8 protein-coding genes and 3 pseudogenes are annotated in these 11,918 nt (G+C 74.1%); 9 read left to right on the top strand and 2 right to left on the bottom strand.

Annotated elements, in window-relative coordinates:
- Positions 1-135: 135 nt before the first annotated feature.
- The 6 genes and pseudogenes from pdhA to ACICHK_RS20760 all read left to right on the top strand — a co-directional run bounded on the left by pdhA (position 136) and on the right by ACICHK_RS20760 (position 6,764).
- On the top strand, positions 136-1,305 hold the full coding sequence (gene pdhA / locus ACICHK_RS20735) for a pyruvate dehydrogenase (acetyl-transferring) E1 component subunit alpha (RefSeq protein WP_151471080.1): 1,170 nt from the start codon (positions 136-138) through the stop codon (positions 1,303-1,305).
- Entirely contained in the window at positions 1,302-2,306 is a 1,005-nt protein-coding gene (locus tag ACICHK_RS20740) for an alpha-ketoacid dehydrogenase subunit beta (RefSeq protein ID WP_406838073.1), read from the top strand. The genes pdhA and ACICHK_RS20740 overlap by 4 nt, the downstream gene beginning before the upstream one ends.
- Complete coding sequence (locus tag ACICHK_RS20745; protein WP_406841276.1) at positions 2,306-3,844, top strand: dihydrolipoamide acetyltransferase family protein; 1,539 nt, start codon at positions 2,306-2,308, stop codon at positions 3,842-3,844. The genes ACICHK_RS20740 and ACICHK_RS20745 overlap by 1 nt, the downstream gene beginning before the upstream one ends.
- Before the next feature lie 80 nt (positions 3,845-3,924).
- Positions 3,925-4,350: pseudogene (locus ACICHK_RS20750) on the top strand (molybdenum cofactor guanylyltransferase); the annotation flags it as partial.
- A gap of 420 nt (positions 4,351-4,770) precedes the next feature.
- A pseudogene (locus tag ACICHK_RS20755) lies at positions 4,771-5,316 on the top strand (DUF6457 domain-containing protein); the annotation flags it as partial.
- On the top strand, positions 5,313-6,764 hold the full coding sequence (locus ACICHK_RS20760; RefSeq protein WP_406838074.1) for a molybdopterin molybdotransferase MoeA: 1,452 nt from the start codon (positions 5,313-5,315) through the stop codon (positions 6,762-6,764). The pseudogene ACICHK_RS20755 and the gene ACICHK_RS20760, both read left to right, overlap by 4 nt.
- Before the next feature lie 147 nt (positions 6,765-6,911).
- On the opposite strand, the gene ACICHK_RS20765 is transcribed toward ACICHK_RS20760, so the two are convergent.
- Positions 6,912-8,021 carry a potassium channel family protein gene (locus ACICHK_RS20765; protein ID WP_406838075.1) on the bottom strand — a complete coding sequence of 370 codons (1,110 nt, stop codon included), beginning with the start codon at positions 8,019-8,021 and terminating at the stop codon, positions 6,912-6,914.
- Positions 8,022-8,418: 397 nt separating this feature from the next.
- Here ACICHK_RS20765 and ACICHK_RS20770 point away from each other — a divergent pair.
- Together ACICHK_RS20770 and ACICHK_RS20775 are read left to right on the top strand one after the other, a co-directional pair.
- A pseudogene (locus tag ACICHK_RS20770) lies at positions 8,419-9,111 on the top strand (potassium channel family protein); the annotation flags it as partial.
- 29 nt (positions 9,112-9,140) lie between these two features.
- Entirely contained in the window at positions 9,141-10,121 is a 981-nt protein-coding gene (locus tag ACICHK_RS20775; RefSeq protein WP_151470015.1) for an NAD(P)H-quinone oxidoreductase, read from the top strand.
- Between the two features lie 77 nt (positions 10,122-10,198).
- On the opposite strand, the gene ACICHK_RS20780 is transcribed toward ACICHK_RS20775, so the two are convergent.
- Entirely contained in the window at positions 10,199-10,549 is a 351-nt protein-coding gene (locus ACICHK_RS20780; protein ID WP_406838076.1) for a hypothetical protein, read from the bottom strand.
- Between the two features lie 798 nt (positions 10,550-11,347).
- On the opposite strand from ACICHK_RS20780, the gene ACICHK_RS20785 reads away from it, so the two are divergent.
- Entirely contained in the window at positions 11,348-11,890 is a 543-nt protein-coding gene (locus ACICHK_RS20785; RefSeq protein ID WP_151470017.1) for a bacterial proteasome activator family protein, read from the top strand.
- Positions 11,891-11,918: the final 28 nt, after the last annotated feature.

The raw sequence follows: 11,918 nt of genomic DNA on the forward strand, positions 1-11,918 counted from the left end.
TCAGGCCGCGCAGAACCGTTTGTCCACAGCCTGGCGGCGCCTGTAGCCAAAATGTGCCGACGACCGAACAATCGGTAGGTGAGGCGCGTCACACCCGTGGCGCGTCCGGAGCCGCTCCCACGAGGAGGTGCCGTCATGACGGTCATGGAGCAGCGAGGGGCCTACCGGCCCACGCCGCCGCCCGCCTGGCAGCCCCGCACCGACCCCGCGCCGCTGCTGCCCGACGCGCTGCCCCATCGCGTCCTCGGCACCGACGCCGCCGCCAAGGTCGATCCCGCCCTGCTGCGCCGCCTGCACACGGAGCTGGTGCGCGGCCGCCGCTACAACGTCCAGGCCACCGCCCTCACCAAGCAGGGCCGTCTCGCCGTGTACCCGTCCAGCACCGGACAGGAGGCCTGCGAGGTCGCCGCCGCGCTCGTGCTGGAGGAGCGCGACTGGCTCTTCCCGAGCTACCGCGACACCCTCGCCGCCGTCGCCCGCGGCCTCGACCCGGTCCAGGCCCTCACGCTCCTGCGCGGTGACTGGCACACCGGCTACGACCCGCACGAGCACCGGATCGCGCCCCTGTGCACCCCGCTCGCCACCCAGCTCCCGCACGCCGTGGGCCTCGCGCACGCCGCCCGCCTCAAGGGCGACGACGTGGTCGCGCTCGCCCTGGTCGGCGACGGCGGCACCAGCGAGGGCGACTTCCACGAGGCGCTGAACTTCGCCGCCGTGTGGCAGGCGCCGGTCGTCTTCCTCGTGCAGAACAACGGCTTCGCCATCTCCGTCCCGCTCGCCAAGCAGACCGCCGCCCCGTCGCTGGCCCACAAGGCCGTCGGCTACGGGATGCCGGGCCGCCTGGTCGACGGCAACGACGCGGTGGCCGTGCACCAGGTCCTGAGCGAGGCCGTCGCCCACGCGCGCGCGGGAGGCGGTCCCACCCTCGTCGAGGCCATCACGTACCGCATCGACGCCCACACCAACGCCGACGACGCCACCCGCTACCGGGGCGACGCCGAGGTCGAGACCTGGCGCGCCCACGACCCCGTCGCGCTGGTGGAGCGCGAGCTGACCGAGCGCGGTCTGCTCGACGAGGCCGCCCTGCAGGCCGTGCGCGACGGCGCCGAGGCGATGGCCGCGGACCTGCGCGAGCGCATGAACCAGGACCCGGTGCTCGACCCCATGGACCTGTTCGCCCATGTGTATGCCCACCCCACGCCTCAACTGCTTGAGCAGGAGAGCCAGTTGAGGGCGGAGCTGGACGCCGAGGCGGACGGCACGCCCGGAGCGGGCCCGCACGGCCCGGAAGGAGCCGGGCGATGACCACGGTTGCCCTCAAGCCGGCCACCATGGCGCAGGCCCTCGGACGCGCCCTGCGCGACGCCATGGCCGCCGACCCGACCGTCCACGTCATGGGCGAGGACGTCGGCACCCTCGGCGGTGTCTTCAGGGTCACCGACGGACTCGCCAAGGAGTTCGGCGACGACCGCTGCACGGACACCCCGCTCGCCGAGGCGGGCATCCTCGGCGCGGCCGTCGGCATGGCCATGTACGGCCTGCGGCCGGTCGTGGAGATGCAGTTCGACGCGTTCGCCTACCCGGCGTTCGAGCAGCTGCTCTCGCACGTGGCGAAGATGCGCAACCGCACGCGGGGCGCCATGCCCCTGCCCATCACGATCCGCGTCCCCTACGGCGGCGGCATCGGCGGCGTCGAGCACCACAGCGACTCCTCCGAGGCCTACTACATGGCCACCCCGGGCCTCCACGTCGTCATGCCCGCGACCGTCTCCGACGCCTACGGGCTGCTGCGGGAGGCCATCGCCTCGGACGACCCGGTGGTCTTCTTGGAGCCCAAGAGGCTGTACTGGTCGAAGGATTCCTGGAACCCGGACGAGCCGTCGGCCGTTGAGCCGATAGGTCGCGCGGTGGTGCGGCGCCAGGGCCGGAGCGCCACGCTGATCACGTACGGGCCGTCCGTGCCCGTCTGCCTCGAAGCCGCCGAGGCGGCGCGGGCCGAGGGCTGGGACCTCGAAGTCGTCGACCTGCGCTCCCTCGTGCCGTTCGACGACGAGACGGTCGCGGCGTCGGTGCGGCGGACCGGACGAGCGGTCGTCGTGCACGAGTCGAGCGGGTTCGGCGGACCGGGAGGGGAGATCGCGGCCCGCGTCACGGAGCGCTGCTTCCACCACCTGGAGGCGCCGGTGCTGCGCGTCGCCGGGTTCGACATCCCGTATCCGCCGCCGATGCTGGAGAGGCACCACCTGCCCGGCGTCGACCGGATCCTGGACGCCGTGGGACGTCTGCAATGGGAGGCACAGAGCTGATGGCACAGGTGCTGGAGTTCAAGCTCCCCGACCTCGGGGAGGGACTCACCGAGGCGGAGATCGTCCGCTGGCTGGTGGAGGTCGGCGACGTCGTCGCCGTCGACCAGCTCGTCGTCGAGGTCGAGACGGCCAAGGCGATGGTCGAGGTCCCCTGCCCCTACGGCGGCGTGGTCACCGCCCGCTTCGGCGAGGAGGGCACGGAACTGCCCGTCGGGGCACCGCTGCTGACCGTCGCCGTGGGCACCCCGGCCGCGGACGAGGACGGCGGGAGCGGCCAGGACGACCGGAGCGACGAGGGCTCCGGGAACGTGCTGGTGGGGTACGGCACGGGAGCGCCCCCGGCGCGGCGCCGCAGGGTGCGGCCCGCGGCCGGCGCCCCGGTCGGCGGGCCGTCCGGCGCGCCGACCCCGGCGGGCACGGGTACCCCGCAGGCCCGGCCCGAGCCGGGCCGCCCCGAACCCGTCGGTGCCGCGGCGTCGGCTGCGGCCCCGGCCACGGCGGGCATGCCGCGGACCGCCCGCAACGGCGTCGCCCCGGCGCGGGGCGACGGCCCCGTTCCGGTCATCTCGCCCCTGGTGCGACGGCTCGCCCGGGAGAACGGCGTGGACCTGCGGGAGCTGGAGGGCTCCGGTCCCGAGGGGCTCATCCTGCGGGCCGACGTCGAGTACGCGCTGCGCGCGGCGGCGACCGGCAGGCTCCGGCCGTCCGGCGCCGCGGCGCCGCAGCACGCTCCGGCCGCCGGATCCGGTGCGCCCGCCCACGGCGGCGTGCCCGACCAGGTGACCTCGTACGCGGACGTCGCCTCGGTCGTGCCCGGTGCGGCCGGCGTCTCCCGGGGCTCGGCCCCGGAAGGCGTCCGTGTCCCCCTCCGGGGCGTACGCGGTGCCGTCGCCGACAAGCTCTCGCGCAGCCGGCGCGAGATCCCCGACGCGACCTGCTGGGTGGACGCCGACGCCACCGAGCTCATGCAGGCACGCAGGGCGATGAACGCGGCCGGGGGTCCGAAGATCTCCCTGCTGGCCCTGCTGGCCCGGATCTGCACCGCGGCGCTGGCCCGTTTCCCCGAGCTCAACTCGACGGTCGACATGGACGCCCGTGAGATCGTCCGGCTCGACCAGGTGCACCTGGGCTTCGCGGCCCAGACCGAGCGCGGGCTCGTCGTCCCCGTGGTGCGGGACGCGCACGCACGGGACGCGGAGGGTCTGAGCGCGGAGTTCGGCCGGCTGACCGAGGCGGCCCGGACCGGGACGCTGACGCCCGCGGACCTCACGGGCGGCACCTTCACGCTGAACAACTACGGCGTGTTCGGCGTCGACGGCTCCACGCCGATCATCAACCACCCCGAGGCGGCCATGCTCGGCGTGGGGCGGATCATCCCCAAGCCGTGGGTCCACCAGGGCGAGTTGGCGGTGCGTCAGGTCGTCCAGCTCTCGCTCTCCTTCGACCACCGGGTCTGCGACGGCGGTACGGCGGGCGGTTTCCTGCGGTACGTGGCGGACTGCGTGGAGCAGCCGGCGGTGCTGCTGCGGACCCTGTAGGACACGGGGGGCCGGTCGTTCCGGTCCCCGTGCCGTGCCCCGGGGGTGGCGCCGGTCTGCCCGGCGCTCATACTCGGGGCATGACCGCGTACGAGCCCGAGGGCGCGACCGGGCGACCGGGCGACCGTGATCCACGGGGCGCTTCCGGCGTCGGCGCCGGAAGCGCCGACGCCGGGTACGACGCCGTCGTGCTCGCGGGCGGTGCCGCCCGGAGGCTCGGCGGCGAGGACAAGCCCGGCGTGCGGGTGGGCGGCCGGAGGCTGCTGGACCGGGTGCTGGCCGCGTGTGCGGACGCCACCCGCACGGTGGTCGTGGCCGACCCCAGGAGCACGGCGCGCCCCGTGGAGTGGGCCCGCGAGGACCCGCCGGGCGGGGGCCCGCTCGCCGCGCTGGACGCCGGGCTGCGGCACACCGCGGCGCCGTACGTCCTCGTGCTGTCGGCCGACCTGCCGTTCCTGGAGGAGAAGACGGTCCGGCGCCTGCTGGACACCCTTCGGAGCGGGGGCGGCACACACGGAGCCCCACCCGCCCCCGAAGCACTCCGCCAGACCCCCGACGTGCAAGCCCCTGACCTCGCTGGGCAAGCCCCCGGCCCCGGTGGACAGGGCGCCCGCTCCGAGGCGCAGGTCGCCGACGACGGTGAGCGCGCCGCAGGCTTCGAGAGCCACGCCACCGGCCCCGGCGGGCACCACGTCGGCTCCGCTGGGCAAAGCATGGGCCTTGGCGGATACGGCACGGGCCCGGACGGGCAAGGCACCGGCCTCGCTGGACAGGGCGCCCGCTCCGAGGCGCAGGCCATCGACGACGGTGAGCGCGCCGGGGGCTTCGAGAGCCACGCCACCGGCCCCGGCGGGCAGGTTCCTGGCCCTGGCGGGCAGGCTTCCGGCCCTGGTGGGCAGGCTTCCGGACCTGGTGGGCAAGCCCCCGGCCCCGACGGAGTCCTCCTCGTCGACTCCGGTGGGCGGGATCAGCCCCTTGTGGCCGTCTACCGTGCGGACGCGCTGCGCCGCGAGCTGGACGTGCTCGCCGCCGTGCACGGGAGCCTCGCCGGGCTGCCGCTGCGGCGGCTCGTCGCCGCCCTCGACCTCACCCGCATCACCGACCCCGTCGCGTCCTTCGACTGCGACACCTGGGACGACATCGCCGCCGCTCGAACGCGCATCAGGGAGCATGAGCACGTGCTGGATGAATGGATTTCCGCAGTCAAGGACGAGCTGGGCATCGATCTGGACGTCGACACAGGCGTCCTGCTCGACCTGGCCCGCGACGCCGCGCACGGGGTCGCCAGGCCGGCCGCGCCGCTGACCACGTTCCTCGTCGGATACGCGGCCGCGCGGGCCGGCGGAGGACCGGAAGCGGTCGCCGAGGCCGCCCGCAAGGCCGCCGCGCTCGCGCTCCGCTGGGCCGAGGAGGACACCCCCGACGCCCGGCCGGACGCCGCGTCGCCCGCCACCGAGCCGGACGCCGGATGACCGCCGCCCGCTCCACCCGGGACAGCCAGGACGCCGACGACTTCGACGTCGAGGAGGCGCTCGCCCTGGTCAAGGGCACGGGCCCCCGCGCGTCCGGCGAGCCCGGCCGGGCGGAGCGTGCCGGCCCGGGCCACCGGGGAACCGACGAGGCGGCGGCCCCGGCGCCCGGCGCCCAGGGGGACCGCGGCAAGGGCGGGCACGCCCGTCACCGGTCCACCCCGTGGCCGGAGGCCCGGGCCGCGGCCGGGCGGGCCGCCCGTTCCCTGCCCCGCCGCACCCCCGTCCCGGTCCCCCTCGACGCCTCCCTCGGCCTCGTCCTCGCCGCCCCCCTGACCGCGCTCACGGACCTTCCCCCCTTCGACACCTCCGCCATGGACGGCTGGGCGGTCGCCGGACCCGGACCCTGGGAGGTGCGGGAGGACGGTGTGCTCGCCGGGCACGCGGAGCCGGAGCGGCTCGGCGACGGCGAGGCGGTCCGGATCGCCACCGGGGCGCGGGTCCCGCGGGACGCGACCGCCGTCCTGCGCAGCGAGCACGGCCACCTCGACGACAAGGGGCGGCTGCACGCGAGCGTCGCGCGGACGCCCGGCTCCGCCGGTCCACGGGGAGTCCTGGCGCTCGCGCACGGGCAGGACATCCGCCCGCGCGGCCAGGAGTGCCGCAGCGGCGACCAGCTGTTGCCGCCCGGGGCGCTGGTCACCCCCGCGGTGCTGGGCCTCGCGGCGGCCGCCGGGTACGACACGCTCGCCGTCGTCCCCCGCCCACGCGCCGAAGTCCTCGTCCTCGGCGACGAGCTGCTCACCGAGGGACTGCCGCGGGAGGGGCTCATCCGGGACGCGCTCGGACCCATGCTGCCGTCGTGGCTGCGGGCGCTCGGCGCCGAGGTCGTCGCGGTACGCCGCCTCGGCGACGACGCCGAGGCGCTGCACAGGGCGATCACCGGCTCCCGGGCCGATCTGGTCGTCACCACCGGCGGCACCGCGGGCGGACCCGTCGACCACGTCCACCCCGTCCTGCGCCGGATCGGCGCCGAGCTGCTGGTGGACGGCGTCGAGGTGCGGCCGGGGCACCCGATGCTGCTGGCCCGCACCCGGGAGGACCAGCACCTCGTCGGCCTGCCCGGCAACCCCCTCGCCGCCGTCTCCGGACTGCTGACGCTCGCCGAGCCCGTGCTGCGCACACTGGCCGGACGTACGGCTCCGGAGCCGTACGGGCTGCCCCTGGGGGAAGCCGTGCAGGGGCACCCGCACGACACCCGGCTCATCCCCGTCTCGCTGCGCGGCGAGCGTGCCGTGCCGCTGCACTACAACGGTCCGGCGATGCTGCGGGGAATCGCCGCCTCCGACGCGCTCGCGGTCGTACCACCGGGCGGCGCACGGGCCGGTCAGGAACTGGAACTCATCGATCTGCCGTGGGCCGCGGCGGGGATCGACGCGTGCCTGGCCTGAACCACCGGAGCCGGCACCCCGCCGGACGTGCCGGACCGGCACCCGCGAACGCCCGCGCGCCACGGCTGGTCAGGGCACCCGCGCGCCACGCCCGGACAGGGCACCCGCGCGCCACGCCCGGTCAGGGCAACCGCGCGTCTCACCCGGTCAACGGATGCGCGCTGCCTGCCTGATCGAGATCACGCGGTCTCCGGCCTGGAGGCTCGCGGCCTGTGGGTCGGTGTAGTCGAAGACCGCCTTCCGGCGCACGACGGCCACGACCAGATCCGCGCACTCCCGAGGTGACCGGCCGACCTCGTCCGCGGCCACCGGACGCTCCACGAGGTCGAGTCCCCGCCCGTAGGTCATCAGGTTCTCGAGGGTGTCCGCGAGATGGGGGTTGGCCATCGACACACCGAGAAGGCGGCCCGCGGAACTGGAACTGGTGACGACGGTGTCGGCGCCGCTCTGCTTCAGCAGGGGAACGTTCTCGTCCTCCCGCACCGCGGCGACGATGGTCGCGCGCTTGTTGAGCTGGCGCGCGGTCAGGGTGACCAGCGCCGCGGTGTCGTCGCGCTGCGGTGCGACGATCACCTGCGCGGCGCCCTGCAGCTCGGCCTTCAGGAGGGTGGCGGACCGGGTGGCGTCCCCGAGGACCGACACCAGCCCGTCGCTTCCCGCCGCCTCGACGGCCGTCCGTTCCGGGTCGACGACGACGATCTTGTCCTTGTGGACGCCCTGCCCCTGGAGCGTCTCGACGGCCTGCCGGCCCTTGGTGCCGTAGCCGATGACGACCACGTGGTCCCGCATGCGGGAGCGCCAGCGGTGGACGCGCACCTGCTGGCGCGTGCGCTCGGTGAGGACTTCGAGCGTGGTGCCGACCAGGATGATCAGGAAGAGGATGCGCAGCGGCGTGATGACGAGGATGTTGACGAGCCGGGCGGTGTCGCTGACCGGGGTGATGTCCCCGTATCCGGTGGTGGAGAGGGTGACGGTCGCGTAGTAGGCGGCGTCGAGGAAGTCGACGCTCTTGTCGGAGTTGTCGGTGTAGCCGGCACGGTCGAACCAGACCAGGAGCGTCGTGACGAGGAGGATCAGCAGGGCCATGGCCAAGCGCCGCAGGACCTGCTGGAGGGGCGGCACGCCGCGCTCGACGGGCATCGTGATGGAACGTCCGGCCTCGGCGTCGTCCAGGGCCTCGGCCCGTGACCGGTACCAGAGGGACCGGAGGATCGAGAACTTCCCGGTCCGGGAGGGCGATCGTTTCTCGTCGTTCAATGCCTGTCTCCTGCGACGGTGATCCATCGAGTCGGCACCATGATTCCGGATCGGCCGACGGACGGGCTGTCCGCCGGGCGATCGAGCCGGGCGCCGAGCCGGCTGCCGAGTCGGGTGCCCGGCCAGGTATCGATCCGGGTTCCGACGGTCCGCCGACGGGCTCCCCGGCGACATGAATCACAAGATGATCACGAAATGTTCATTCGATCTTCACTTTCACTTCATGTCCCGTGTCGAATGGCCCGTGCGGCGCGGCGCGCTTTCTCGGCCGCTCACCTGGTATCCCATGGAGAAGCGCGCCGACGGCCGTCGACGGCGAGGTCCTCCGCCCTCCCCTTCCCCGCCGCGACGGCGGCTCCCGTCCCCTCCGGCGCCGTTCAGGGTATTTTCGAGAAAACGCTGGAGGTCGGCCTTGAGGGATCACACCGTCGTCGTCGGCTTCGGGACCAAGGGGCGGTCGGCCGTCGAGGCCGTCCGCGCGACCGGGCTCAAGAAGGAACAGGTCGTGGTCGTCGACCCGAGTTCCAGGGCGGCCGACGCGGCGACGGCCGAGGGGTACGCCGCGGTGACCGGGGACGCCACGCGCAGCGACGTGCTGATGCGCGCCGAGGTCCACAAGGCGCGGCAGATCATCATCGCCACCCAGCGGGACGACACCGCGGTCCTGGTCACCCTGACGGCGCGGCAGCTCAATCGCGAGGCGAAGATCGTCGCCGCCGTCCGCGAGGAGGAGAACGCCCCGCTGCTCCGGCAGTCCGGCGCCGACGCGGTCATCATCAGCGCCGGCGCGGCCGGCCGACTGCTCGGGCTCTCCGTGCTCAGTCCCGCCGCGGGCAAGGTGATGGAGGACCTGATCCACCAGGGCAGCGGGCTCGACATCGTCGAGCGGCCCGTCACCAGGGCCGAGGTGGGCATGGGCGTCCGGGAGACCGCCGACCTGGTGGTCAACGTCGTACGGGGGCACCGCGTACTCGCGTACGACGATCAGGACGTCGGCACGCTGCAGTCGATGGACCGGCTGATCACGATCGTGCGGGTGGTGCGAAACCCCGGGACCACGCCGGGCGTTCGGCCCCTGCCGCAGAAGTAGGCGGCGCCCCCAGGAGTAGCGTCCCCCTCATGTACGCGATCACGATTCCTGAACCTGGTGGACCCGAGGCGCTGGTGTGGGACGAGGTACCGGATCCGGTGCCGGCCGAGGGCGAAGTGCTGGTCGAGGTGGTGGCCAGCGCCGTCAACCGCGCCGATCTGCTGCAGCGGCAGGGGCTGTACAACCCGCCGCCCGGCGCGTCCCCCTACCCCGGACTCGAATGCTCGGGGCGCGTCGCCGCGGTCGGACCGGGCGTCGTCGGCTGGTCGGTCGGCGACGAGGTGTGCGCGCTGCTCTCGGGCGGCGGATACGCGCAGAAGGTCGCCGTCCCCACCGGGCAGCTGCTGCCCGTGCCCGCGGGGCTGGAGCTTCGGCAGGCGGCGGCACTGCCGGAGGTGACCTGCACCGTCTGGTCGAACGTCTTCATGGTCGCCCACCTGCGCCCCGGCGAGACCCTGCTCGTGCACGGCGGCTCCAGCGGCATCGGCACCATGGCGATCCAGCTGGCGAAGGCCGTCGGCGCGAAGGTCGCGGTCACGGCGGGCAGCAGGGAGAAGCTCGACTTCTGCGCGGAGCTGGGCGCGGACATCCTGATCAACTACCGCGAGCAGGACTTCGTCGAGGAGATCGAGCGGGCCACCGGCGGAGCGGGTGCCGATGTCATCCTCGACAACATGGGGGCCAAGTACCTCGACCGGAACGTGCGCGCCCTCGCCGTCAACGGGCGGCTCGCCATCATCGGGATGCAGGGCGGGATCAAGGCCGAGCTGAACATCGCCGCTCTCCTGAACAAGCGCGCCGCCGTCAGCGCGACCTCACTGCGCGCCCGGCCGCTGAGCGAGAAGGCGGCGATCGTGGCGGCCGTGCGCGAGCACGTGTGGCCGCTGCTCGACTCCGGCCACGTCCGTCCGGTCGTCGACCGTGAGCTGCCGATGAGCGACGCGGCGGGCGCGCACCGGGTGCTGGAGGAGAGCAGCCACATCGGGAAGGTGCTGCTCGTCGCTCCCTAGGACTCGCCCGACCGTTCCCGTCCGGTTCCCGTCCGTCCGGCGACGGCGCGAAGCGTCGGCCGGGCTCCGGTCCCCGTTCAGCCGTGGCGTGCCCGCAGGCCGAGGAAGGCCAGCCCCAGTCCCAGGCCGATGAGGATCAGACCGCTGCCCAGCGGCAGGATCGCCAGGTCAGGACGGGGCGTGGAGCCGGCGCCCACGACGCTCTGTTGGACGGGGGCCGCGTCCTCGTGCGAGGGGTCGGGGACGGTGCTCGGTTCCGCGAGCCCGGTGTCGGCGGCGGGGGCGGTGTCCTGGAGGTCCGGGACGGTGGTGCCGTCCGGGTCGGGGCTGTCCGGGGCGTCCGGCTCCGCCGTCCGGCCGGGCCGCTCGCGCCCCTCGCCCGCGAAGCTGCCCGCGCGGGAGGGGTCCGCCGTGGGGGTGGGCCGCACGGGATCGGACGCGGCGGGGCCGGGCGCCCCCGAGCCGGCGGACCCATGGGCGGACGGGAGGGGCGAGGAGGCCTCACCGGCCGACGGAACCGGCGTGACGGCGTGCGAGGGCTCGCCGGAGCCCCCGGAGCCCCCATGGCCCCCGGAGCCCCCATGGCCTCCGGAACCCCTATGGCCCCCGGAACCCCCATGGCCACCTGAACCACCAGAGCCGCCGTGGCCGCCGGAACCACCGGAGTCGCCAGATCCACTGCGGTCACCGGATCCACCGGGCCCGCCAGATCCACCGCGTTCGCCGGATCCACCAGGGCCACCAAGCCCACCAGATCCACTCTGGTCACCGGACCCACCAGATCCACCAGCCCCACCGCGATCACCCGAGTCCGCGGGGACGGCAAGAGACCCGGAGGCGGCGAGGGTGGTGTACCGGAGGTTCCAGGAGAGGGCCGGGACGGTGGAGGAGGGGGCCCCGGGGCCCGCCGGGGCGGCGTTCGCGAGGAGTCCGGCGCCGTTCAGCAGGACGGCCGTGAGGAGTCCGGCCGTGGGCAGGGTGCGCAGCCATGGAGTCACGTCGGTGACCCCCTCCCGGAACGGTTCGCCAAGACGGGTGCCGTGATCGACCCAACCAGCCTCACATGACGTCGTGATCCCGGCATCTCGACAGAAAGTGACGTCATTCGTGCACTTCAGAGGTCGTGGAACCCCGCCTTTTCGCCAACTGGGCCCTCCTGCACGGTGGATCACCGTGTACGGGGGGCACCACCGTGATGGAGTACATGGGTGCGAGAGAATGGCGGCATGGAGATGCCGAGGAACGAACGGTCGTCGGAGAAGCCTCAGGTCCTGGTCGTCGGCCAGGACGGAATGGCGCTCGGCGGCACCGGGGACGAGGACTCCCGAGAGATTCCGGTGACGGAGATGGTGGAACAGCCCGCCAAGGTGATGCGCATCGGCAGCATGATCAAGCAGCTGCTGGAGGAAGTGCGCGCCGCGCCCCTGGACGAGGCCAGCCGGGTCCGGCTCAAGGAGATCCACGCGAGTTCCGTCAAGGAGCTGGAGGACGGTCTCGCTCCGGAGCTCGTGGAGGAACTGGAGCGGCTCTCCTTGCCCTTCACGGACGAGGGGACCCCCAGCGACGCCGAACTGCGGATCGCGCAGGCCCAGTTGGTGGGCTGGCTGGAAGGGCTCTTCCACGGGATCCAGACGACCCTGTTCGCCCAGCAGATGGCGGCCAGGGCGCAGTTGGAGCAGATGCGCCGTGCCCTTCCCCCGGGCGTCGGCGGTCTGGAGGGCGACGAGGACCCTCGTACGGGAGGCCGCTCGGGCGGACCGTACCTGTGACCACGCGGGCGGCCGAGCCGCCGCCGTC

Source organism: Streptomyces sp. AHU1 (assembly GCF_045343905.1).
GTDB classification, from domain to species: Bacteria; Actinomycetota; Actinomycetes; order Streptomycetales; family Streptomycetaceae; genus Streptomyces; species Streptomyces triticiradicis.